We start from the raw sequence: 21,332 nt of genomic DNA on the forward strand, positions 1-21,332 counted from the left end.
AGCGCTCGCGTTATTTTTTCTCGTCCGGCTGAGGCTCTTCGTTGAGGGCGATGCGCGAGGCGAGCCGGTCGAGTTTCACGAGGAGGTCCTCGCGTTCATTCGGATCGACGCGGGGCAATTCGCGCAGACCGCCGATGAGTTCGTCGATGAACTCGGTGGCCTCGGGATTTCCGATCGTGCGGTCGAAGGCGATCAGCGCGGCGGCGACTTTGCCGTCTTGCAGACGTTGAAAAATCCACAAGTCACCCTCACGGCGGTCGGGTTTACGGGCCTGCGTGCTCAGCGTGACGTTGCGGTGCAGCTTGAGCTCCACGGCGCGGAGGACCTGCGCGGCGAAATCGTCGTCGAGCGAAGCGGTGAGTTTCTGCCAGCCGACCTCGGGATCGGGCGAAAGGATGCTGTAGACGAGCGTGTAGCCGCCGCCCTCGGGGTTGCGCTTCAGCGCGAGGGCGGAGAGAGGCTTGCCATAGTCGGTGCGGAGAAAAGCGAGGTCGTAATTTTTTGAATACAGCTCGTCGAAGGCGACCTCGGCGGCGTAGAAGTCGGCGGGTTGCACACGTTCGATGAACGCCTTGCGCGGCGCCTTGGCCTCCTCGGACGGACCGCAGGCCGCGAGCAGCACGATCGCGAAAGCGGCGGCGAGCGGACCGAGGAGCCGGTTAGCGGCGGGCCCAAAGACGGAGCGACGAGAGCAGGAAGTGTTCGAGCGCATTGGCCTCGTTGAGATTCAGTCGGAGCAGGCCGACATCGTGTTCCAGTTGCTGGACGGCGGCAACCAGCGCGCGGCGCGCCGTCGCGGCCTCGGCGGTCTGGAGATGGGGCAGCGCGAACGCGCGGGTGGCCTGTTCGATCTCGGCGAAGAGCCGGCTGCGAAGGCCGTTGGCGATGCCGGTTTCCATGGCGATCTCCTCGTCCTCGTCGAGGTCGGCCGGGAGCTTTTCCTTTTCCTTCTTCCAGACCTCGGCGGTCGCAAAATCGAGGACGGCGCCGAAACGGGCGACGAGACCGTAGAGCGTGAAAATGTGATCGGCGACGTCGGTTTTGTCACCCACGCCAGCCATCAGCCGGCCGAGCCACGCGCGATAGTCCTCGAGCCAGGCGGCCCAACCGTCGGCCGACAAGGCGGTGGCGGTGCTGGGAAAACGAAAATGCAGCACGCGGCTGCGGATCGTCGGCAGGAGCGCGTAGGGTCGGGTGGTCAGCAGCAGGAGCGTTGTGTTGGCCGGCGGTTCCTCGAGGGTTTTGAGGAAGATGTTGGCCGCGGCGACGTTCATCCGGTCGGCTTCGTGGACGATTGCGACCTTGCGTGGCGAGACGGTGGCCGAGACCTGCACCTTGCCGATGAGATCGCGGGTGGCGTCGGCGGAGATCTGCCGGGTTTTACCCGCGGGGCGCAGCGCGTGGCAGTCGGGATGTTCCTCGGCGGGAAAACGGGCCGCCGAATCCGGGCCGTTCAGCAGCCGATCGGCGATCGCATGCGCGACGGCGACGAGCGTGGGCAGGTCGTCGCCGTGCAGCAGCAGGCTGTGCGAAAGCCGCTGACGCTCGATCGCACGTTCGATCACCGCCACGGCAGGGGTGCCGGCGAGCGCGGGCGGCCAAGGAGCGGCGGAGACGGACATCTCGGCGAAAAGGGAAACGAACGCTGCGCGGACTTATCCGAGCCGCTCCTTCACTGCGGCCCAGATCTTTTTCTCGATCGCGTCGGGCGTTTGGGTGCCGTCGATCACGATGAAGCGATCGGCCATGCCCTTCGCGAGGACGAGATAGCCTTCGCGGATCTTTTCGTAGAAATCGATGTTCTCGCGTTCCATCCGGTCCGGCAGGTCGGTGGCGCGCTGGCGGATGCGCGCGAGGCTGACGTCGGTGGGCACGTCCATGACGATCGTGAGATCGGGCATGACGTTGCCGACGGCGAAACGGTTGATCTGCGCGACGGGGTCGGCGCCGAGATTGCGGCCGACGCCCTGATAGACGGTGGACGAATCGAGATAACGGTCGGTCAGGACGATGGCGCCGCGGTTGAGCGCGGGCACCATGACTTCGCGGACGAGTTGGGCGCGCGCCGCGGCGAAGAGCAGCAACTCGGTTTCGGCGCACATCTCATCGCCCCGGGAATTGTGGACGATGATGCTGCGGATCTGCTCCCCGATTTCGGTCCCGCCTGGTTCGCGCGTGGAAAGGACCTCGCGGCCGTCTTTCTGGAGGCGGGCGGCGAGGCGGGAAATCTGCGTGGATTTCCCGCTGCCTTCGGAGCCTTCGAACGAGATCAATTTTCCGGACGTTTTCGATTTCAGAGGCATGGCGTCGATGATTTTGGCCGAATTATTTCCAGTTCGCGAGGAATGTTTCCAAGTCCGAAAGCGTGGGGCTTTTTGCGGTTCTTACGTAGTGGCCGCTGGTGCTCACGCCTAGGGCGAGACACGATTCGGGCGAAAGGCCCATGATCTGGCCGTTGACGAAGCCGGCGTTGAAGTGATCGCCCGCGCCGGTGGTAATGAGCGGCTTGGCGGCATACGGTCCGGGCACCCAGAACGTGCCGTCCTTCGTGGCGCACGCGGCGGACTCCTTCGGATGCACGACGACGGTCGTGAGATCGAGACGGCGGCGGATTTTATCGGCCATCGAGCGCAGACCGGACTCGCCCTCGGTTTCGGTGCCGAAGCCCAGCGCGGAGAAGACCTGCTGTGCCTCCTTCAGGTTGAGGCCGAGCGTCACACGGCCGAACTGCTCGAATTTCGCGATCGTCTCGAGCGCGTAAACGAGGTCCGAGGTCGAACGCTTTTCCGGATCGGCCAGATCGAAGAAGAACACGCGCCCCGGCTTCGCTGGAATCTGCGGCAGCACGCGACCGACCAGGTCGGTGAAGACCTGCGTCATGTTCGGGATCATGGTCCAGTTGACCAGCGCCACGAGATCGGAGGAGGCGAGGGTGGCTTTCCATTTCTCCGCGCCCATCACCTCGTCGATTTTCTGCGGCGTGATCTCGTCGAGGCTCTTCATCATGCCGAACATGATCTTGCCGTCGTCGAACTCCGCCGCGGTGGTCGCGGCCGCCGCGCAGAGCGACACGGCGTGCGCGCGCTCGGCGAGATCCATGAAAACGGGGTGAACGGTCGGAGTGCCGAGCGCGCCGATGTAGGTGACTTGCGCTCCCTGGGCGAGGACGGCATTGGCCATGATCGGGCCGTTGCCGCCGAGTTTTTCCATCCGCGGGAAGAACTCGATGTTGGTGCTCTTGCCGGCGGCGCCGGCGATGCGGTTGCCGAACTCGGCGATGAGGCTGATCGGGGTGAAGTTCTCGCCTTGGCCGGCACGCAGCGCGACCGGAGTCACGATGGTGTCGACGAAGCCGTCGAGGCCGAGAATCGCTTGCTTCGAGGAAAGAGAGCCGCGGCGATCGCGTAGCTCCTGCAGGGCACGGGTTTTGAATTCCATCGGGGATAAAAGGGACGACGAGCGAAGTTCGGGCCGACACGAGCGGCAAACAGATTCGCGCGCTCCCCGGAGGGAATTTCCGTTGAACGTGCCGCGCAAAGTCCTCAAGTCTCAGCGCAATTTTCCATGATCGAGCTTTTTCTGCCCGCACCCCTTCTGGCCTCGGCCAACATCATTGAAATTTTCGAGCGCTGCGGCGCGGTGGACAAGGCAATCGTTGCCGGGCTCGCGGTCGCCAGCCTGATCGCGTGGACGGTGATGCTCGGGAAGCACCTCGAGCTGAAACGGCTGCGGATCATGAACAACAGTTTCGAGTCGCACCTGCGCGACCAGCGCACGCTGCTCGATCTGCCGGAGTCGTTTCGCAACAAGCGCGCGATTCCCTACGCCGACCTGTTCGCGGATGCGGTGGAGAGCTACTGGCGCGCCGCCGCGATCGGCAAGGAGCGCGGGAGCGACACGCCGCGCGCGCGGATCGAGCACGCGGAAAACGCGATCCAGCGGGCGATCGCCCGCCAGACGCTGCGCTACGAATCGAGCATGATTTTCCTCGCATCGATCGTCTCCGGCGCGCCGTTCATCGGTCTGCTCGGCACGGTGTGGGGCGTCATGGAAGCGTTCAGCGCGGTCGCCACGCAGCAGACTGCCGGCATCCAGCAGCTCGCCCCCGGCGTGTCCGGCGCGATGCTCGCGACGATCGCCGGCCTCGTGGTCGCGATCCCGTCGGTGTTCGGCTACAACCTGCTCCTGAGCCACACGCGCGCGATGATCACGGAGCTGGAAAACTACGCCAGCTCGCTCGCCGATCGCCTGGAGCTGGAGTCGAAGTAATCGCGGAGGCGCACCATGGCCCGAAGTTTTCGCCGACACCGCACGTCGCACCCGATTGCGGACCTCAACGTCACCAATTTGATCGACCTCGGCTTCATCCTGCTGGTGATCTTCATGATCACCGCCTCGATGGTGCAGCAGGAGCAGTCGATCCAGGTCAACCTCCCGTCCGAGTCGAAGCGCGAGCAGGAAAAACCGGACAAGGACCTGACGTTTCAATCGATCGCGATCGACAAACGCGGCCAGTTTTTCTTCGGCAATACGCCGGTGGCGTTCGAGGATCTGGGTCCGCGGCTGCAGGAGCTGGCGCGCCGCCCGAAGCCGCCGGTCATCCGGATCCGGGCGGATTTTTCGCTCCAATATCAGCAGATCGTGCGTTTGATGGACGAGATCAAGAAGCACGAGCTGACGAAGATCACCTTCGACACCCAAGCCGCGGATTGAAGCGCGGCCCCGCGGGATGACCACGAGCCGGACCAACGCATTTGTGATGTCGGCGCTGCTGCACGCGGCGTTCATCGCGTTGGTGTTGTTCTTCACCTACGGCGTGAACCGCAAGATCGAGGAATCGCCGAAGATCTTCGAACTCGTGGCTGGCGAGGGCGACAACTACATGGCCACGGAGGCGCCCGCGCTGGGCGTGCCGGGCGGGATCAAGATCACGATCCCGCAGCCTCCGGCGCCCGCGCCCACGCCCGAACCGCCGGCGGCGGAACCGGTGCAGATCGAGCGTGCGCCCGTGCAACCGGCCCCCGAACCCGTGATCCAGCGCGCCCCTGCGCCCGCGCCCAAGTCGTCCGCAAAATCGGACAGCATCCCGGACCTGACGAAGATGGTGAAGAACAAGGCGGCCATCACCCAGATCCGGAAGGAGGCCAACGACCGCCGCGCTCAGCAGATCGCCGAACGCAAGGCGCGCGAAGCGGCCGAACGCGCCGCCAAGGAAGAGCGGTTGAAAAGCCAGCGGATGTCCAAGGCGGATTTCGATCGCCTGAACAAAAACAAGTCCTCCGCTCCGGCTGCCAAGGCCGGCACCAGCTCCTCCGTGAAAGTCGCGCGCATCGACGCCGAAGGCATTGCCAAAGGCGTGGTCGGCGGCTCCACCGCCAACAAGACCGGCGGTGCCGGCGGCCGGGCGCTGACGCGCGACGAAGGCGATCCGATGGACCTGTATTTTTCGCTGCTCCGGAGCCGATTGCGCGACGCTCTCGACAAACCACCCGGGCTGGCGGACTCGCTGGTTGCCTTGGTCGAAGTGGAGCTGCTGGCGAACGGCACGATGACGAGCGCGCGGATCAAGCAGTCGTCGGGCAGCAACGAATTCGACCGGGCTGCGCTCACCGCCGTGGCCAGTGTGCGCTCCATCGGACCGCGGCCCGACAAACGCAGCGAGACGATCGTTATTCCGTTCAGAATGCGGGAGCTGGACGGCGAGTGAGGCTTCGTGCGCAACTCGGCAAAAAACTCCTTGCTTTCGCGCGCGGAACTTCGATTTTGCTGACCTCTCGCAAGGATCGTTGGGCTCTTAGCTCAGTTGGTAGAGCGCCTCAATGGCATTGAGGAGGTCAGCGGTTCGAACCCGCTAGGGTCCACCATCCTTGAAACGCAGATGCGCACCCCAGGTGCGAGCGAGCCCGAAGCGGCTTCGAACGCGGAACGCTGTATCCGCACGGCTGATGCGAGAAGATGGCGAGGAACCGGCACGTGGGAGCCGAGTCTGCGATGCGGCCGCGGCAACGCCCTGCCGGCGCCGTTCCCGCTGTCATGACTTACTTTACAAACGTTTCACGTTTCGGCGGAGCTCAAGGCTTGAGGGCGGAAACGGGCGATCGACAATTCCGATCCGTTTCCCGCGCTTTCGACGTTTCTTTTCTCATGTGCCGCGATCTCCGCTCGCCTTTACCCGTTTGTCGGTCGCAGCAGTCCGGCAGGACAGTCCGGCGCAACGATGGTGAATCGATCGATGCACGCGATTGACGGCCAGCAATTCGAGGCTTGCGAGGGCGAACCCGCGGGCGCGTCCCGGCCTCAGGGACACGTGGGCGTGGCCCATCTTGACGAAAACGGAGGCTTCAAGTCCGCCAATTCGCGCTGCCAGGACCTGCTCGGCTATACGGAAGCGGAGTTGCGCACGCTCTCCCTGGCGGAAATCGCTCATCCGGACGATCGCGAGGCGGTCAAGGCCGGGTTTCGTCGATTGAACGGCGGCGAATCGTATTTTTTCCTGGAGAAACGCTCCCTGCGAAAAGACGGCACCGTTTTTTGCGCGGGCGCGACGATCACCGCGATCCGTGACGGGCAAGGCCGCTTGTCCGGCGCCGTCGCGATGATCCTCGACCTCACACCGGTCCAGGAGGCCGGCGATCGTCAGAGGCGCCTCTACGAGACGGCGCTCTCCCACACGCCCGATCTCGTCTACGTGTTCGACCGCGAGCATCGCTTCACCTACGCCAACAAAGCCCTGCTCTCGATGTGGGGCCGCACCCTGGACGAAGCCATCGGCAAACGTTGCCTCGAGCTCGGCTACGAGCCGTGGCACGCCGACATGCACGAACGCGAGATCGACCAGGTCGTCGCGACGCGGAAGGCGATCCGCGGCGAGGTGGCCTTCACGGGCACCAATGGCCGCCGGCTTTACGATTACATTTTTGCGCCCGTTTTCGGCGCCGATGGCGAGGTCGAGGCGATCGCCGGCACCACGCGCGACGTGACCGAGAAACATCGCGCGGCCGCAGCGGTTCGGTTTCTCGCCGACCTGACGCAAGAACTGGCGCCGCTCAGCACCGAGCAGGAAATCGTCCGGCAAGCAGTGAAGGCGGTCGGGGAGTTTGTGGGCGCCCACCGCTGCTATTTCGTCGAGTGTTTCGAGGCCGATAATTCCGTTCAGGTCAGTGAAAACTGGGTGCGGGACGCGGCTCGGAGTCTACAGGGGCGGCTGACGCTCTATGATTTCGGCGGCGCTGCCTGGTGGCGGGCGTTTTCCGAAGGCGACTTTGCCGTGGCGGACACCCAGAATCATCCCCTGATCGATGCCGCGGCCGCCGCAAATTACGCCCGGAACGGCCTGCGTTCCTATGTCGTTCAGCCAGTGAAGCGCAGCGGGGAGTGCTCGGTCGTGCTCGCCGTGACGGACAACAGGGTGCGGGAATGGACCAGCGAAGAGCTGCAACTCGTGGAGAACGTTGGCGCCCGGGTCTGGCCGCTGGTCGAGCGCGCACGGTCGGAGGCCGCCCTCCGCGTCGCGCGTGACGAAGCGCTGGCCGCCTCACGCGCGAAGGACAATTTCCTCGCCACGCTCTCGCATGAGCTCCGCACGCCGCTCAATCCCGTGCTCTTGCTCGCCAGCGAAGCCGCCGCGAACGAGTCGCTCCCTCCGGATATCCGCCGCGATTTCGAGTTGATCGCGCACAACGTCGGCCTCGAGAAGCGGCTGATCGACGACCTCCTCGATCTCACCAGCATCGCGCACAACAAGCTCACGATCGACCTGGAGGCGCAGGACGTGCATGTGGCGCTGGAGCAGGCGATCGAAAACATCCGCCGCGACCTCGCGCAGAAGCAGCTGCAGCTCGACGTGAAATTCACCGCCCCGGGTTCGATGGTGTTGGGCGACGGCGTCCGCCTCCAGCAGGTGTTCTGGAACCTCCTCCGCAACGCCGTGAAGTTCACGCCGGCTGGCGGGCGGATCAGCGTGGTGACGCATCCGTCCCTGGACAACGAAGGGTGCATTCGCATCGACATCGCGGATACGGGCTACGGGCTGACGCCGCGGGAGCTCGCAACCGTTTTCGATCCGTTTGCGCAAGGCGAGCACAGCGGCGAAGGCGGCCCCGCGCGGTTCGGCGGTCTCGGACTCGGCCTGGCGATCTCGCGCAAGCTCGCGGAGCTGCATGCCGGCACGGTGACGGGCCGCAGTGAGGGACGCGACCGCGGCGCGACGTTTACGGTGGAGCTGCCGCTCGCCGCGACGCCGGGCGCGCTGCCGTCGCAGCGCCGCGAACGGGCGCGCGCGCCCGCACGCCGCGGTTTCGCCGATTTTGGCCGGGTGCTGCTGGTCGAGGATCACGAACCGAGCCGCCTCGCGCTCGCGCGCCTGCTCGCGATACGGGAGCTGGAGGTCGTGCAGGCCGGTTCCGCGGCCGAGGCGCTCGCGTGCACGCAGCCGATCGGCCTGGTGATTTCCGACATCGGACTTCCGGACGGCAACGGGCTGGACCTGATGCGAACCCTCGGGGAGCGCCACGCCTGCGTCGGCATCGCGTTGAGCGGTTACGGATCGGACGCGGACCTGGCACGCAGTCGCGAGGCCGGCTTCTCCCTGCACCTGACCAAGCCGATCCGCACCGACGCGCTGGATCGGGCGCTCGAACAACTGGCTCTCAAACTGCGGGAGACGTTGCCGGGACGCGCGCGGGGCTGACCGTGCCGGCTCGTGGAAATCAGCGGCTCCGGCGCCGCACGTAGTCGAGCAACACCGCGGCGACGATGATGCCGCCGGTCACGATCTCCTGCACCCAGTTGGGCAGGCCGAGCTTGGTGCAGCCATTGGCGACGACGCTCATGATCAGCGCGCCCACCAACGTGCCGACGACGCCGCCCTGGCCGCCATTGAGACTCGCACCGCCGATCACGACGGCGGCGATGATGTTGAGCTCCAGACCCACCGCGGTGGTCGGATCGCCGCCGGTCAGATACGCAAACTGAAGGATCGCCGCGATGCCGGCGAACGCGCCTCCGAGCGTGTAAACGAGAAGTTTCACCCGCTCCACGGGCACGCCGCACAACCGGGCCGTGAGTTCGCTCGAACCCACCGCGAACACGTGGCGGCCGAAACGCGTATGCCGCAGCACCACCGCGACGATCACCGCGAGCGCAAGCGTCAGCCACACGCCGGTGGGCAGCGAGCCGCGGCCGCCGAGCTGCATCAGCGAATTGAGCCAGGTTTCGTCGGGATAGATCGGCTGTTCGCCCGCGAGGCCCTTCGCCGCGCCGCGGAGCGCGCCCATCATGCCGAGCGTGACCACGAACGGCAGCAGCCGCAGGCGCGTGATCAGCAAGCCGGAAAACGCGCCGCACGCCGCCGAGCTGGCGATGCCAAACAATGCGGCCGCCAACGGCGACCACCCGCGCTCGATCATCAACGCGATGATCACGGTCCCGAGGGCGATGACCGAACCCACCGAAAGATCGATGCCGCCGGCGATGATGATGAGCGTCATGCCGAGCGCCGCGATGCCGATGACCGCGGTTTGCTGCAGCACGATCGCGAAGTTGTCGAAGGAGACGAAGGTTTCGAACCGCAGCGCTCCGAACAAAACACACACGGCGATCAACCCGAGCACGGGTCCGGCGGTGGAAATCAATCGGCCGGCGGCGACCGTGAAACGGGAAGGGCTGGAAGCGGCAGTGGGCATGAAGAATCGAAACGTCGGGGTCACGCGGCCGCCGCACCGGTGGCGGCGAGCATGATCTCATGCTCGCTCCATTCGCGCGCGGGACGCGCCGGACACAACCGGCCGCGGCACATCACGGCGATGCGATCGCAGGTGCCGAGCAGTTCGGGCAGGTAACTGCTGACCATGAGGACGGCCTTGCCCTGGTTCGCGAGTTCGTCGATGAGGCGGTAAATGTTCTGTTTGGCTCCGATGTCGACGCCGCGGGTCGGTTCGTCGAGCAGCAGGATGTCCGCGCCGTTGCGGAGCAGCCGGCCGAGCGCGACCTTCTGCTGATTGCCGCCCGACAACTGACCGACGGGCTGCGCGGCGCCGGCGCAACGCACGCCCATGCGCTCGATCCAGTGCGCGGATTCGTGGAGCAGCTGCGATGGACGAAACCACGCGTCGAGCTTCGGCAGCGTGAGGTTGTCGGCGATCGAAAGATCGAGCGCGAGGCCTTCGAGTTTGCGATCTTCGCTCAGCATGCCGATGCCCTGACGCCAGCGAGCGGCCGGCGACGCCGGCCCGGCGGCGGCGGCGATGCGCACCGCCCCGCGCACGACGGGATCGAGTCCGAAGATCGTGCGCAGCAATTCGCTGCGGCCGGCGCCGATCAGGCCCGCAATGCCGAAGACCTCGCCGCGCCGCAGCTCTAGCGACGCCGACACCGGCTTGGTCACACCCGCGAGTTCCTCGAGGCGCAGGACGACGTCGCCCGGTTCGCGGGAGGAATGCACATAAAGATCGCTCACCTGGCGGCCGACCATCTGTCGCGCGAGTTCTCCGGCCGTGGTTTCGGCGGTGCGTCCGGTCGCAACACTGACGCCGTCCCGCAGCACGGTGTAGCGATCCGACAACGCCTGCACCTCCTCGAGAAAATGCGAGATGTAGATCACGGACTGGCCTTGCGAGCGCAGGCGGCGCACGAGGGCGAAAAGGTTCTCCACGTCGCGCTTCGTCAGGCTGCTCGTGGGTTCGTCCAAAACGAGCACGCGGCAACCGAGGGCCACGGCGCGCGCGATCTCGACGAGCTGCTGTTCGGCGACGCTGAGTTCGCCCGCCCGCAAACCGAGCGGAATATCCGGCCGACCGACCTGCGCGAGCGCGTCGCTCGCGATCCGGTGGGCCTCCGCATGGCGGAGCAGGAAGCGGCTGGGCTCCGCGCCGAGCACGACATTCTCGACGACGGTCAGATGCGGCGCGATCGCCAGCTCCTGGTTCACCATCACGACGCCCGCGCGGCGGGCTTCGAGCGGTCCCGCCGGGGCGAACGGTTTCCCTTCGAGCTCCATCGTGCCCTCGTCGGGCGCGTGCACGCCCGAAAGGACTTTCATCAACGTGCTTTTGCCGGCGCCGTTTTCGCCGACGAGGGCGTGAACCTCGCCCGGCGCAATCGACAACTCGACGCCGTCGAGTGCACGCGTCGCGCCGAAGCGCTTGCGAATTCCCGTCAGGCGGAGGCGCGGAGACATGCGGTCCGTTGAGAGCGGGCGTTTACTTTCCGATCACCGCCTGCACCGCGGCCTCGTTGCGATTCTCGCGCGTGACGAGCACGCAACCGGTGTCGATGCTCGTTTCCACTTTTTCGCCGCGCAGGTGGTTCACCACGGTGGTCACGCCCATGTAGCCCATGCGTTTCGGATTCTGGGCGACGAGTGCCTGGAGGTCGCCGCGGTTCAGCGCCGCGAGCAGCGTGGGCGAGGTGTCGAAGCCGACGAACTTCTTTTTGCCGGCGAGTCCGGTCTGGCGCAGCGCGAGCAGCATGCCTTGGGTGCTCGATTCGTTCGGGCAGAAAATGCCGTCGGCGTCGCGAATCTTGTCGATGAGGTTCATCGCCGAATCCTGGGCGGACGAAACGGTCGCGCCGGCGTAACGATTGTCCACGGTGATCGCGATGCCGGGATGACGCTTCATCGCCTCGAGAAAGCCTGCTTCGCGAGCGGCGGTGCTGGCCGAGCCCTCGCTGTAGCGCAACAGGACGACCTTGCCTTTGCCGCCGAGCAGTCGCGCGAGTTCCTCGCCGCCGATCTCTCCGCCGCGGTGATTGTCGGTCGCGACGAAGCTGACGAAGTCCGTGCCGGCTTCGCCCTTCAGGGCGGAGTCAAAGATGACGACGGGGATGTTGCGCTCGGCCGCGCTCTTCACCGGATTGCGCAGCGCGGTGTCGTCGAGCGGCGCGAGGACGATCCCGGACACGTTGGAGGCGACGAATTGCTGGACCACGGCGATCTGCTGGGCGCGGTCGTCCTCCTTCAGCGGGCCTTTCCAGATGATTTCGACGCCGAGTTCCTTGCCGGCTTCGCGGGCGCCGGCCTCGACTGATTTCCAGAAGCTGTGCGTCGTGCCTTTCGGAATGACCGCGATGCGCTCGGCGGCGAAGGCGCTGGAACACGCGAGCGCAAGGGAAAGAAGAAGGGGCAGGGGTTTCATGGAGTTAAGGGGATTTTGCGGCGGGCGAGGTGTCGAGGTTCGATTCCTCGAAGCGTTGCACGTCGGCGGGCTCGCAGGAGCCGCTCGGACGACGAACGTGAGAACAAATTTTGCCGGCGCAATCCCGGAGGACGGCTGATCGCGTCTTCAAACGATGGGGAAAATCAGAGCCCGAGGGCTTTCTGGCGGTAATGCTCATCCGTGCGGCCGGCGATGCGGGCGACATCCGCGGGCGTGAGATAACGGGGCCCGCCGAGCGCGGCGGCGCCGAGCGTGATTTCGGCGGCCTTCACGGTCATCAAGGTCGCGGCCAGCACGGCGGCGGGCGTGGCGCCCAGCGCGATGAGTCCGTGATTCTGCAGCAGGATCACCCGCGGCACGATGCCATGCTGGCGGCGGAAGGTTTCCACTCCGCGCCGGATCGCCTGCGCGAGCTTGAGCCCGGGATCGGTGTAGGGCACGAGCACCGACGCCGGCCCGCAGCAGACGATCTCGTCGGGAAACAGACGCCGGCGCGCGAACGCCGCGGCCTTGGGCGAGCACAGCACGCCGTTGACCGCGACCGGATGCGTGTGCCCGACGAAGTTGACGCCGGGCAGCGTGAGCAGCCACGCGTGAAACATCGCCTCGACGGACGGCTTGCGGGCCGCGGCGTCGACCCGCGCGTCGAGGAGCGTTTCCTCGATCGTCGTATCCGAAGCGGCACGACGCTCGAGCAGATCCAGCAGACCGCGAAAGCGGCAGGCGGAGAGGCCGGCGGCGGAGAGGGTGGCGAGATTGCTGCCGCTGGCTTTCACGGCGAACGTTTCGGGGGACAGACGCATCGACGTGTTGCCTTCGCCGAGGATGGCGAGCCGCCGATCCTCGCGACCGAGGTCATGCGAGAGGGCCAGGAGGGGTTCGAGGGAAGGTGTGGCCATGGAATAAAAAAGGGCGGACTCGAAAGCCCGCCCGGAACGAATCAGAACGCGGAACCGTCGGCCTTGGTGCCGCAGAGCGAGACCTCGAGGCCGAGTTCGCGGGCGAGCGCCGCCTTGGTGTAGAGGGCGAGATCCGCCTCGCGCGCGCTGTTGGCGTAGGCGACCTGGATGTGGTTGGCCTTGTGGCGCGCCATCATCTGGTCGCGGGAAACGCCATACGTCACCGCGTGCATGATCGGCCATTGCGGCGTGGTTTCCTGCCAGCGGCGTTCGGTTTCCTCCGCGGGCAACGCGATCGCCTTGGCGCGGCCGAGGTCCATCTTGAGCTTGCCCTTCTCCACGAAGATGCGGCTCCAGACGATCTCGCCGGGCTTGGCGATGCCGCGGACGGTGCCGCCGCCGAGACGGAAATACATCGACGGCTGGCGGTGGGAGTCGGTGCCCTTGTATCCGCCGACATGATGCGCCGGCGGCGCGCTGCCGGAGATGAGGAAGACCCAGACGTAGTCGTCGGTCGTTCCGCTTTGGTCGAAATCGCCCCAGCGGAGGTCATGCAGCGTGTTCTCCACCGGCTGGTTGAGCGCCCGATGCACGCGCAACGTCATGAGGCCGTCGAGGCCGGCGCATTCGTCGACCTCGTTGAAATGCGGCAGCGGTTCGCCGGCCTTGATCACGCGCCCGGCGGCGTTCTTCACCGGCGGCCGATCGCTGTTGTTCAAAATGCCCTCGACCAGGTCCGAGGCGGGCAGGAGATCCTTCAGGCCCTGCTGATACTGGATGCCAATGGTGTCGCAGCCGAATTCGTCGGCGAGCCGGAGCGCGGCGATGTAGGTGCGGCACTGCCAGAGGATCTGGTTTTCGGTCAGATCGGTTTCCTCGTTGGAGCCGAGGTGGAACGTCATGCCTTTCTTTTTCAGCCACTCGTAGGCCGTGCGGGCCTCGGACTCGGGCACCTGGGTGGCCGCGTAATAGAGCGAGGACTGCGAGAGCCGCTCCTTGTAGACGCCGGTGGAAAAGAGCAGTTCGTCCGGGATGATCGCGTTGAACATGCCCATGCAGCCTTCGTCGAAGACGCCCATGATCGCCTTGCGCGTGCGGAGCTCGGCGGCGAGCTGCCGGGCCACGGAGCCGGCCTTGGACGGCACGCGGCATTTGGCGAGCGCGCGGACATGCGGCGTCGTATGCTTCACCGTGCCGGTCTTCAGCCAGCTCGCGAGGCCGGCGAGGAAAAACTCATCCGTGAAATCCTGACTCCACAACGTCGAATACTTCACGCCGGCCTTCGTCAGGGAGCCGTTGAGATTCAACATGCCGACGAGTCCCGGCCAGGTGCCGGACCAGTTCGCGACGGTGAGAATCGGGCCTTGGTGGGAGATGAGTCCCGCGAGGACGTGATGCGAATACTGCCACACGCTCTCGGCGACGATGAGCGGCGCCTTGGGATCGAGGTTGGCGAAGACGCTCATTCCTTCCTTCTGCGAGCCGATGAAGCCGTGCTTCTGCTTCGGCTTGTAAGGATGGGCACGCACGAGCGTGCCGCCGCAGCGGCTGACCGCGGCGGCGAGCTGCTTTTCCATTGCCGCCTGGGCGGGCCAGCATTTTTCGTTGGCCGAGGCGCGAAGGTCGCCACTGGCGACGAGGAGAACGGTGGGTTTGGGCATGGATAATAATGCGCGTGAGCGCGAAAGGGGGTTGGGGAGGATACCCTCGCAGTTTCGCATATCCCGCCCGGGCGCAGAATAGACAATGCTGGAAATGGGATGGATAAAACGCGCAAGGTTTGGATTGCCCGCTTGCCGCCGCTCGGACGGAATTGCGCGCGATGTCGCGTCCCCCGTCACGCCAGGAGCAGGCGCTGCTTTCGCCGGAAGTGAGCGCCGGCGCTTATTTCTTCCTGGACCTCGTGCCCCGCGCGAGCGGACCGCGGCGGGTCGCCTTCGGGGGACGCGAGCGCTGCGGCGAGCGCTATCTTGTGCAGCGATCCACGTATCCGTTTCCCACGTTGGAGTATGTGGCGGAGGGTGAAGGGGAACTGTCGTTTGGCGGGGAAACGTGGCCGCTGCGTCCGGGAATGCTCTTCGCGCACGGTCCCGGGGTCAGCTTGCGGATGGCGCCGGCGGGCGGTCGCACGTTGTTAAAATACTTCATCTGTTTCGCCGGGCGCGACGCCGCGGCGAGTCTGGCGCGGCACGCGGTCAGTCCCGGCGCGGCGATGCAGGTCGCGCGTCATGGCGAGGTCCGCGATCTTTTCGATCTGTTGATTCGCGAAGGCGCCGAGCACACGCCGCTGGCGAGGGAGATCTGCGACCGCATCGCCGATTTGCTGCTGCTGAAGATCGCGGCGGCGCGGCGTCACCGGGGTGGCCGGCAGCCGAGCGCGGCGCGGGAGAAATTCCTCCGCTGCAAGGCGCTGATCGACGAGGAGGGCGCGCGGTTTTGTTCGCTCGCCGACATCGCGGCGGCGCTGCATCTCGAACCCTCCGGACTCAACCGGCTGTTTCGCCGGTTCCAGGGCGTGAGCCCGTATCAATATCTGCTGCGCCACAAAATGAACCTCGCCGCCGAGGATCTGCTGCGCAGCGGCGGCTTCGTGAAGGAGGTCGCCGCGCGCGCGGGCTATGGCGATCCGTATCATTTCTCCCGTCTCTTCAAGGCGGTGCACGGGATCTCGCCGGCGCATTTTTTACGCCACCACGCCAGCGACTGAACGCCGCCTGCGGCGCCGCCTAGTTCGAAGCCGGCGCCGCCGGAGACGCGTTGGCCACGGGAGCGTTGGCGCGCAACCAGCGCCGGAACGCCGAGATCTCGGCGAGGGTGCCGGCCACGAGCACGTTATCGCCGGCTTCGAGTTTCTCCTCGCCGGATGGAGCGATGATTTTCCCCTCGCCGCGCTGAATCCCGACCACGCGGGTGCCGGTGGTCTGGGAGAGTCGCAGCTCGGCCAGCGACCGTCCGATGTGAGGACCTTTCCCGATCGGAAAGGTTTCGAGGACGGAGCCGCGAAACTCCTCGGACTGGTCGGGCACGGCCTTCTGCTCCGTCAGTGCTTCGCACGCCGCGTCGAGACGTTCCGTCTGACCCAGCAGCAGCAGCTTGTCGCCGGGATAGACGCGCAGTTCGGGACGAATCGCGGTGATCACGTGACCGTTGCGCTCGAGTTCCAGGACCGCGCAATCGAAACGGTTGGGAATGGCGAGTTCGAGGAGCGTCTGACCGCCGTAGCGCGCCGCATCGGGCACGACGCATTCGGCGAGGTGCAGGTCCCAGGACCGCAGGTCCTCCATGCGTTTGCCCCGCGCGGCTTCCAACGCACTCGCCGCCGCGACCCCGGCCTCCTCCGCGAGCACCTCGCGCACCGAGCTCTGCCAGTGGCTGTGCCAGTAAACCAGCCGGCTGGAGAACACGGCCACGACCGCGAGCGCCGCCGCGGCGAGCACCAGCCAGCCCCAGGCGCCGAGTTGATCGGTCGGGACGATCAGGAAAAGCCAGTAGCTAATCAGGACCGCCGCGATGCCCTTGATCGCACTTTCCACGACGGTGGCGGGCAGCGGCGTGCTGCCGCTGAGGCTCTCGGCCACGATCATCGCGATGGCGGAAAGGTTGCGCCAGATCGCGAAAAGCGGCACGAGAGCGATGACGGTGACGGTGCTCCAGAAGACATAACTCATCGCTTCCGGCGAGAGTGCGACGGTGTCCGCATAAGGCAGCAGCAGTCCGAGGATCAGCCGGGAAAAGGAGATGACTCCCGTGACGAACAGCACCTCCACGCCGACCTGAACCAAACGGCCGCGAACCAGTTTCCACGCCACCGAGGTCGTGGGCGCCGACTGAACGTGGCCGAGCCAGTTGTGATAAGCTTCAAACGCGCGCCGCACGAGCGGAGGTTCGATGCGCTCGCTCCAGGCCACAATCGCGGTGGCGTGCCGGTTGATCAGCGGGACCAGCAGTACGGTCAGGATGGATACACCGACGGCCAGAGGATAATAGCGGGGCGGCAGGACGGCGGAACTGACCCCCAGCTGCGCGATGATGAAGGAGAACTCGCCCAGCGGCCCCAGCAGCAGTCCGGCGCGCCGCGCTTCATGCGGGCGCGTGCCGCAGATGATGAGCGCCATACCGGTCGCCATCGCGCGTCCGATCAGCACAAACACGGTCAGGCCGATCACCAGCGGCCAGACGGATTTGAGCAGCGAAGGATCGATCATCATGCCGATGGACACGAAAAACACGCTGCTGAAGAGGTCGCGCATCCCGGAAAACGATTTCTCGACCGCTCCTTTCTGCGGGATCTCCGCCACGATCGCTCCGAGTAAAAATGCGCCGAGCGCGAGCGAGTAGCCGGCTTTAGCGGCGGCGATGGCGAGGAGGAACAGCAAGCCGGCGACGATGATCGTCTGCAGTTCCGGATCGGCGCGCGCCTCGAGACGCCGCATCAACCGCGGCACCATCAACAGTCCGGCGCCGACGAGGAGCACGACGAAGGCGGACATGCTCGTGAGCAGCCAGCCCACGCTGGTCTGCTGCGCCTGGCCGGCATACGTCGCCAGCAGGGTCAGCATCACGACCGCCACGACGTCCTCCATCACCGTGATGCTGAGCGCCAGCTGCGCCGAACGTTCGTGGCTGAGATTGAGCTCGCCGACGATCTTCGCGATGACCGCCGAGCTCGAGACCATGAACATCGCCGCGACGAAGAGCGATTGCGCGGACGTCCAGCCGACCGCGAGACCCAGCAGCTGGGTCAGGTTGAGCATGAAAAAGGCGCCCAAGCCCGTCGCCAGCAGCGTGGGCCAGCCCATCCGGCCGAGCTTCGAGATGCTCAGGCCGAGGCCGATCGCGAACATCAGGAAGACCAGCCCGATCTGCGAAAGCGTCTGGATCCGGTCGACATCGTGAATGAACGAGAACGGCGGCGTGTGCGGCCCGATCGCGACGCCCGCGAGGAGATAACCGACGATGACGGACAACCCCAGGCGCCGGCAGAGCAAACCGGCCAGGCCGGCCGCGAGCAGCACCACCGCAAGGTCCTGGATAAGGCTGATTCCGTCCATCGTTCAAAAAAGTCTAGGTTCGCCACCGCGAAGTTATTTTCGCGATGGCGAACGAAGTTGAGGACGGAGTAAATCCGCAAGTTCGGCATCAACGATTAATGCCGCGAGCGATCGATCAGTCCACCGACGACCAAACCGACGCTGCCGACGGCTAGCGTCCAGAAAAACCAGTGGCCCGCAATCAGACCTACGATGAGGCCTGCGACGACACCGGCGAGGGCGCCCCAGCCGGCGACAGCCGAGCGGTCGTGGGGCGCGTTGTTGTTCTGAGAATTCTTTTGAGTATCCATGGTTGCAGGGCGCCAGCCACGCTGGCGCGGAATGAGGTGGAGGCGTGCAGCGACGCCTGAGGAAGCGAGCCCGCAGGGCGCGCGTTAACGACGGAGAGCGACGAGCGCGCTCAAATCCGAAGTTCCACCGTTCCCACCCACTGCACCGGCCGCGGCGCGTCGGAACGCGCGCGGCGCAGGGAAAATCTCGCGGCCCGATCGGGCGCGCCAAAATCGAAATGCGGCGCCGACAAAAACGACGGCGCCGGCTTGCCTGCAAGCTGGGGCGTGGCCAGGGGAAGCTTCCCCTGGGCCTCCGGCACCGACATGAAAAGGTCGGCGTGGGCCGTCGCGGCCGCGGAAATCGTCAGGTCATGACCGGTCGGGTGTGTTTCCGCCCGCGATGCTCCCGGCACGATCAGGCACACCGCGGCGACGAGCGCGACGAGCAGGCGGGCCATGGTTCGATACGGGCGCACGAGGAGGTGCTGCTCGGCCGGGACCGCTGTGTCAATCGCCCGCATGGGCGTCGCGACGCTGGAGGCCCGTGCCGTCAGTCGATCTCGGTGACCGTCACCTCGTGACGCCGGCCTTCCACCGTAAGGGCGAAACGCTGCAGCGGCACGACGTGCCCGTTGGTCGCCGGCGCCGGGCTGGCGGGCTTGGCGGCGGCGACGGGCGCCGCCGAAGCCGCAACTGGCGCCGGGGCGGCGGGTTTCTTGTGCAACGCGGCGAACTCGCGCGGGAACATCGCGTGCAGGACGCACGCCTCGTTGTCGGTCGGCAGACCGGCGGCCGCGAGTTCCTCGCGAAGCTTGTTCATCCGCGGGGCGAGCGAGTCGGCCGGGCGGCCTTCGACGGGCTGCTGGCCGGATTTCTTGATCGCGAGCGCGCGCACCGCTTCATCGATCGGTCCCGGCGTGCGGCCGTATTTGTTCAGCGCGATGTCCATCGCCGGCTGCGAGAAGTTGGCCCAGCGACCGAACTTCACGTTCAACATCGCCTGCGTGCCGACGATCTGCGAGGTCGGCGTGACGAGCGGAATCCAGCCGAGGCAGGCGCGCACGTAAGGAATCTCGGCGAGGACTTCCTCGAATTTGTTGGCCATGCCCTGTTCCTTCAGCTGCGTCCGGAAATTCGACAGCATGCCGCCGGGCACCTGGTAGAACAGCGTGTCGGAATCGACCCGCTCGTTGGCCGGCGAAGTGAATTTCTCGAGTTCCTTGTAGACTCCGGTGAAGTAGTCGCGGAGTTCGCGGAGGCGCTTCGGATCGTATTTCGGGCAGCGCGGATTGCCCTCGAGCAACGCGAGCATGCGCACGGTGTCGGGCTGCGCGGTGCCGTTGGCGAACGGCGCGATCGAGGTCTCGATCGCATCGACGCCCGCTTCGACCGCGGCCACGTAGGCCGAGGCACCCAGGCCCGCGGTGTCGTGCGTGTGCAGCGTGAGCGGGAGGGCGACGCGACGCTTCAACTCCTTCACGAGATCGAAGGCGACGCGTGGCGAGATCACGCCGGACATGTCCTTGATCGCGATCGAGTGACAACCCATCCGCTCGAGCTCGACGCCCATCTTCACGAACGCATCGATCGTGTGCACCGGGCTGGTGGTGTAGCAGATTTCGCCGCGCGCGTGCTTGCCGGTGGCGATGACGGTCTTGATCGCCGTCGCCAGATTGCGGGTGTCGTTCAACGCGTCGAAAATGCGAAACACGTCCTGACCCGCGGCCGCGTTGGCGCGCACGAACGCCTCGACGACGTCGTCCGGAAAGCTCGTGTATTGCACGATGTTCTGGCCGCGCAGCAGCATGATCTGCGGCGTCTTGGGCGCGGCTTTTTTCAAGGCGCGCAGGCGGTCGAACGGATTCTCGCCGAGATAGCGCAGGCACGAATCGATCGTCGCGCCGCCCCAGGTCTCGAGCCCGCCGAAGCCGAGTTCGTCGAGGATCGGCGCGGCCGGCAGCATTTGCGCCGTGGTCATGCGGGTCGCGGCGAGCGATTGGTGTCCGTCGCGCAGGACGGTGTTGTTGAAGACGAGGGGTGCCATGATGGGAAAGTAGCGAGTAGTGAGAGTAGTGGGTGGTGAGCAGGAGACGGGCGATGGGATGAGGCTGAAAGGGGCTCGCTGCTCGTCAGTGGCTGCTCGCGGCTCCAGCGTTCATTCGAGTTCGCGGAGCAGGGTTACCTGCGACGGATCGTAGGCGCGGTGGCCGAAACGTTCGGTGGTGATGCGCAGCCGGCCGGCTTCGTCGATGCCGTGGAAAAGTCCGGTGAACGTGTGCGCGCGGCCAGTGAGTGTGACCGAGACGAGTCGCGGCTGCGCCCAGTGGACGTTCAGTTCATCCACGATCATCCGAAACTCGTCGTTGCGGATGTGCGCATGCGCGCGACCGATCGCGCGCAGGATGACGCGGGTGATGTCGTCGAGCGTGTAGCCGCCGGGCGCGAGATCGGCGAGCCGCGCGGTGCTGCCGGCGAGCGCGGGCTCGGCGGCTTCGGGAAAATTGAAGACGTTGAGGCCGATCCCGATCACCGCGGTTTCGTCGTTGAAACGTTCGACGAGCAGACCGGCGAGCTTGCGGCGGCCGACCATGATGTCGTTCGGCCAGCGCAGACGCAGGCCGGCGACGCCCAGTTCCTTCAAGGCGGCGATGATCGCCCAGCCGGCGGCGAGCGGCAGAATCGCCCAGCGGGCGCGATTGCCCGGGCAGGGCACGACCGCGGACAGCCAGAGGCCACCTTCGTCGGATACCCAGAAACGCCCGGTCCGACCCCGGCCATCGGTTTGAAGGCGCGAACGGACGGCGTGCCAGGGCGAGAGCTTGGCGGCGGCGGAATTGGTGGAACCGATCTCCTGCGCGACCAGAATGCTCCACCCTTCGCTGGTGAGGAGCGAAGTCTCGGACGAGAGAGGCGCACCGGAGGTCATGGTAAGAATGCTAGCAGTGGCCGGCGTGA

General features: G+C 65.9%; 19 protein-coding genes and 1 tRNA gene. 6 read left to right on the top strand and 14 right to left on the bottom strand.

Annotated elements, in window-relative coordinates; all coding sequences use genetic code 11:
• Positions 1 to 10 precede the first annotated feature (10 nt).
• Genes AC6RV7_RS19190 through AC6RV7_RS19205 form a run of 4 tightly spaced genes read right to left on the bottom strand, consistent with a single transcriptional unit; the run spans position 11 to position 3,438 of the window.
• Positions 11 to 712, bottom strand: a complete 702-nt coding sequence (locus tag AC6RV7_RS19190; RefSeq protein ID WP_500095849.1) for a hypothetical protein — start codon at positions 710 to 712, stop codon at positions 11 to 13.
• Positions 660 to 1,622, bottom strand: coding sequence for a DNA polymerase III delta subunit-related protein (locus AC6RV7_RS19195; protein WP_500095813.1), 963 nt, complete (start codon positions 1,620 to 1,622; stop codon positions 660 to 662). Before AC6RV7_RS19195 ends, AC6RV7_RS19190 begins: the two co-directional genes overlap by 53 nt.
• Before the next feature lie 33 nt (positions 1,623 to 1,655).
• The gene (tmk, locus tag AC6RV7_RS19200; protein WP_500095814.1) at positions 1,656 to 2,303 is read right to left on the bottom strand and encodes a dTMP kinase; all 648 of its coding nucleotides are present in this window, start codon (positions 2,301 to 2,303) and stop codon (positions 1,656 to 1,658) included.
• Between the two features lie 22 nt (positions 2,304 to 2,325).
• Positions 2,326 to 3,438, bottom strand: a complete 1,113-nt coding sequence (locus tag AC6RV7_RS19205) for a PfkB family carbohydrate kinase (RefSeq protein ID WP_500095815.1) — start codon at positions 3,436 to 3,438, stop codon at positions 2,326 to 2,328.
• Between the two features lie 126 nt (positions 3,439 to 3,564).
• Here AC6RV7_RS19205 and AC6RV7_RS19210 point away from each other — a divergent pair, with 126 nt between their 5' ends.
• The 5 genes from AC6RV7_RS19210 (at position 3,565) to AC6RV7_RS19230 (ending at position 8,689) form a co-directional block, all read left to right on the top strand.
• Positions 3,565 to 4,269, top strand: coding sequence for a MotA/TolQ/ExbB proton channel family protein (locus tag AC6RV7_RS19210; RefSeq protein WP_500095816.1), 705 nt, complete (start codon positions 3,565 to 3,567; stop codon positions 4,267 to 4,269).
• Between the two features lie 15 nt (positions 4,270 to 4,284).
• Positions 4,285 to 4,713 carry an ExbD/TolR family protein gene (locus tag AC6RV7_RS19215; protein ID WP_500095817.1) on the top strand — a complete coding sequence of 143 codons (429 nt, stop codon included), beginning with the start codon at positions 4,285 to 4,287 and terminating at the stop codon, positions 4,711 to 4,713.
• Between the two features lie 16 nt (positions 4,714 to 4,729).
• Positions 4,730 to 5,707 carry a cell envelope integrity protein TolA gene (tolA, locus tag AC6RV7_RS19220; protein ID WP_500095818.1) on the top strand — a complete coding sequence of 326 codons (978 nt, stop codon included), beginning with the start codon at positions 4,730 to 4,732 and terminating at the stop codon, positions 5,705 to 5,707.
• 81 nt (positions 5,708 to 5,788) lie between these two features.
• A tRNA-Ala gene (locus tag AC6RV7_RS19225) sits at positions 5,789 to 5,864 on the top strand.
• 449 nt (positions 5,865 to 6,313) lie between these two features.
• Positions 6,314 to 8,689, top strand: coding sequence for a PAS domain S-box protein (locus tag AC6RV7_RS19230; protein ID WP_500095819.1), 2,376 nt, complete (start codon positions 6,314 to 6,316; stop codon positions 8,687 to 8,689).
• Between the two features lie 19 nt (positions 8,690 to 8,708).
• On the opposite strand, the gene AC6RV7_RS19235 is transcribed toward AC6RV7_RS19230, so the two are convergent.
• From AC6RV7_RS19235 to AC6RV7_RS19255, 5 genes are all read right to left on the bottom strand, one after another.
• Positions 8,709 to 9,683: an ABC transporter permease gene (locus tag AC6RV7_RS19235; RefSeq protein WP_500095820.1), complete on the bottom strand. Its 975-nt coding sequence runs from the start codon at positions 9,681 to 9,683 to the stop codon at positions 8,709 to 8,711.
• Positions 9,684 to 9,703: 20 nt separating this feature from the next.
• Positions 9,704 to 11,176, bottom strand: a complete 1,473-nt coding sequence (locus AC6RV7_RS19240; RefSeq protein WP_500095821.1) for a sugar ABC transporter ATP-binding protein — start codon at positions 11,174 to 11,176, stop codon at positions 9,704 to 9,706.
• A gap of 22 nt (positions 11,177 to 11,198) precedes the next feature.
• Entirely contained in the window at positions 11,199 to 12,134 is a 936-nt protein-coding gene (locus tag AC6RV7_RS19245; RefSeq protein ID WP_500095822.1) for an ABC transporter substrate-binding protein, read from the bottom strand.
• Between the two features lie 164 nt (positions 12,135 to 12,298).
• Positions 12,299 to 13,054 (bottom strand): class II aldolase/adducin family protein, encoded by a 756-nt coding sequence (locus AC6RV7_RS19250; protein ID WP_500095823.1) that lies wholly within the window; start codon positions 13,052 to 13,054, stop codon positions 12,299 to 12,301.
• Positions 13,055 to 13,095: 41 nt separating this feature from the next.
• The gene (locus AC6RV7_RS19255; protein ID WP_500095824.1) at positions 13,096 to 14,715 is read right to left on the bottom strand and encodes a fucose isomerase; all 1,620 of its coding nucleotides are present in this window, start codon (positions 14,713 to 14,715) and stop codon (positions 13,096 to 13,098) included.
• Positions 14,716 to 14,876: 161 nt separating this feature from the next.
• Between AC6RV7_RS19255 and AC6RV7_RS19260 the strand changes: the two genes are divergently transcribed.
• Positions 14,877 to 15,761, top strand: a complete 885-nt coding sequence (locus tag AC6RV7_RS19260; RefSeq protein WP_500095825.1) for an AraC family transcriptional regulator — start codon at positions 14,877 to 14,879, stop codon at positions 15,759 to 15,761.
• A 19-nt stretch (positions 15,762 to 15,780) separates the two neighbouring features.
• Here AC6RV7_RS19260 and AC6RV7_RS19265 read toward each other — a convergent pair whose 3' ends face one another.
• The 5 genes from AC6RV7_RS19265 to AC6RV7_RS19285 all read right to left on the bottom strand — a co-directional run bounded on the left by AC6RV7_RS19265 (position 15,781) and on the right by AC6RV7_RS19285 (position 21,303).
• The gene (locus AC6RV7_RS19265; RefSeq protein ID WP_500095826.1) at positions 15,781 to 18,105 is read right to left on the bottom strand and encodes a cation:proton antiporter domain-containing protein; all 2,325 of its coding nucleotides are present in this window, start codon (positions 18,103 to 18,105) and stop codon (positions 15,781 to 15,783) included.
• A gap of 95 nt (positions 18,106 to 18,200) precedes the next feature.
• Complete coding sequence (locus tag AC6RV7_RS19270; RefSeq protein WP_500095827.1) at positions 18,201 to 18,395, bottom strand: hypothetical protein; 195 nt, start codon at positions 18,393 to 18,395, stop codon at positions 18,201 to 18,203.
• Positions 18,396 to 18,505: 110 nt separating this feature from the next.
• Complete coding sequence (locus tag AC6RV7_RS19275; protein ID WP_500095828.1) at positions 18,506 to 18,835, bottom strand: hypothetical protein; 330 nt, start codon at positions 18,833 to 18,835, stop codon at positions 18,506 to 18,508.
• Positions 18,836 to 18,927: 92 nt separating this feature from the next.
• Positions 18,928 to 20,421 carry a pyruvate carboxylase subunit B gene (locus AC6RV7_RS19280; RefSeq protein ID WP_500095829.1) on the bottom strand — a complete coding sequence of 498 codons (1,494 nt, stop codon included), beginning with the start codon at positions 20,419 to 20,421 and terminating at the stop codon, positions 18,928 to 18,930.
• Between the two features lie 111 nt (positions 20,422 to 20,532).
• Positions 20,533 to 21,303 (bottom strand): biotin--[acetyl-CoA-carboxylase] ligase, encoded by a 771-nt coding sequence (locus AC6RV7_RS19285; RefSeq protein WP_500095830.1) that lies wholly within the window; start codon positions 21,301 to 21,303, stop codon positions 20,533 to 20,535.
• Between the last annotated feature and the right edge of the window lie 29 nt (positions 21,304 to 21,332).

It is taken from the genome of Opitutus sp. sgz309028 (assembly GCF_059821195.1).

What these genes read in the sequence shown, in the direction of transcription:
- AC6RV7_RS19280 (WP_500095829.1), bottom strand. Translation starts at nt 20,421, where the DNA reads ATGGCACCCCTCGTCTTCAACAACACCGTCCTGCGCGACGGACACCAA.
- AC6RV7_RS19285 (WP_500095830.1), bottom strand. Translation starts at nt 21,303, where the DNA reads ATGACCTCCGGTGCGCCTCTCTCGTCCGAGACTTCGCTCCTCACCAGC.
- AC6RV7_RS19270 (WP_500095827.1), bottom strand. Translation starts at nt 18,395, where the DNA reads ATGGATACTCAAAAGAATTCTCAGAACAACAACGCGCCCCACGACCGC.
- AC6RV7_RS19275 (WP_500095828.1), bottom strand. Translation starts at nt 18,835, where the DNA reads ATGGCCCGCCTGCTCGTCGCGCTCGTCGCCGCGGTGTGCCTGATCGTG.
- AC6RV7_RS19205 (WP_500095815.1), bottom strand. Translation starts at nt 3,438, where the DNA reads ATGGAATTCAAAACCCGTGCCCTGCAGGAGCTACGCGATCGCCGCGGC.
- AC6RV7_RS19210 (WP_500095816.1), top strand. Translation starts at nt 3,565, where the DNA reads ATGATCGAGCTTTTTCTGCCCGCACCCCTTCTGGCCTCGGCCAACATC.
- AC6RV7_RS19240 (WP_500095821.1), bottom strand. Translation starts at nt 11,176, where the DNA reads ATGTCTCCGCGCCTCCGCCTGACGGGAATTCGCAAGCGCTTCGGCGCG.
- tolA (WP_500095818.1), top strand. Translation starts at nt 4,730, where the DNA reads ATGACCACGAGCCGGACCAACGCATTTGTGATGTCGGCGCTGCTGCAC.
- AC6RV7_RS19245 (WP_500095822.1), bottom strand. Translation starts at nt 12,134, where the DNA reads ATGAAACCCCTGCCCCTTCTTCTTTCCCTTGCGCTCGCGTGTTCCAGC.
- tmk (WP_500095814.1), bottom strand. Translation starts at nt 2,303, where the DNA reads ATGCCTCTGAAATCGAAAACGTCCGGAAAATTGATCTCGTTCGAAGGC.
- AC6RV7_RS19260 (WP_500095825.1), top strand. Translation starts at nt 14,877, where the DNA reads ATGTCGCGTCCCCCGTCACGCCAGGAGCAGGCGCTGCTTTCGCCGGAA.
- AC6RV7_RS19255 (WP_500095824.1), bottom strand. Translation starts at nt 14,715, where the DNA reads ATGCCCAAACCCACCGTTCTCCTCGTCGCCAGTGGCGACCTTCGCGCC.
- AC6RV7_RS19235 (WP_500095820.1), bottom strand. Translation starts at nt 9,683, where the DNA reads ATGCCCACTGCCGCTTCCAGCCCTTCCCGTTTCACGGTCGCCGCCGGC.
- AC6RV7_RS19195 (WP_500095813.1), bottom strand. Translation starts at nt 1,622, where the DNA reads ATGTCCGTCTCCGCCGCTCCTTGGCCGCCCGCGCTCGCCGGCACCCCT.
- AC6RV7_RS19250 (WP_500095823.1), bottom strand. Translation starts at nt 13,054, where the DNA reads ATGGCCACACCTTCCCTCGAACCCCTCCTGGCCCTCTCGCATGACCTC.
- AC6RV7_RS19190 (WP_500095849.1), bottom strand. Translation starts at nt 712, where the DNA reads ATGCGCTCGAACACTTCCTGCTCTCGTCGCTCCGTCTTTGGGCCCGCC.
- AC6RV7_RS19265 (WP_500095826.1), bottom strand. Translation starts at nt 18,105, where the DNA reads ATGGACGGAATCAGCCTTATCCAGGACCTTGCGGTGGTGCTGCTCGCG.
- AC6RV7_RS19215 (WP_500095817.1), top strand. Translation starts at nt 4,285, where the DNA reads ATGGCCCGAAGTTTTCGCCGACACCGCACGTCGCACCCGATTGCGGAC.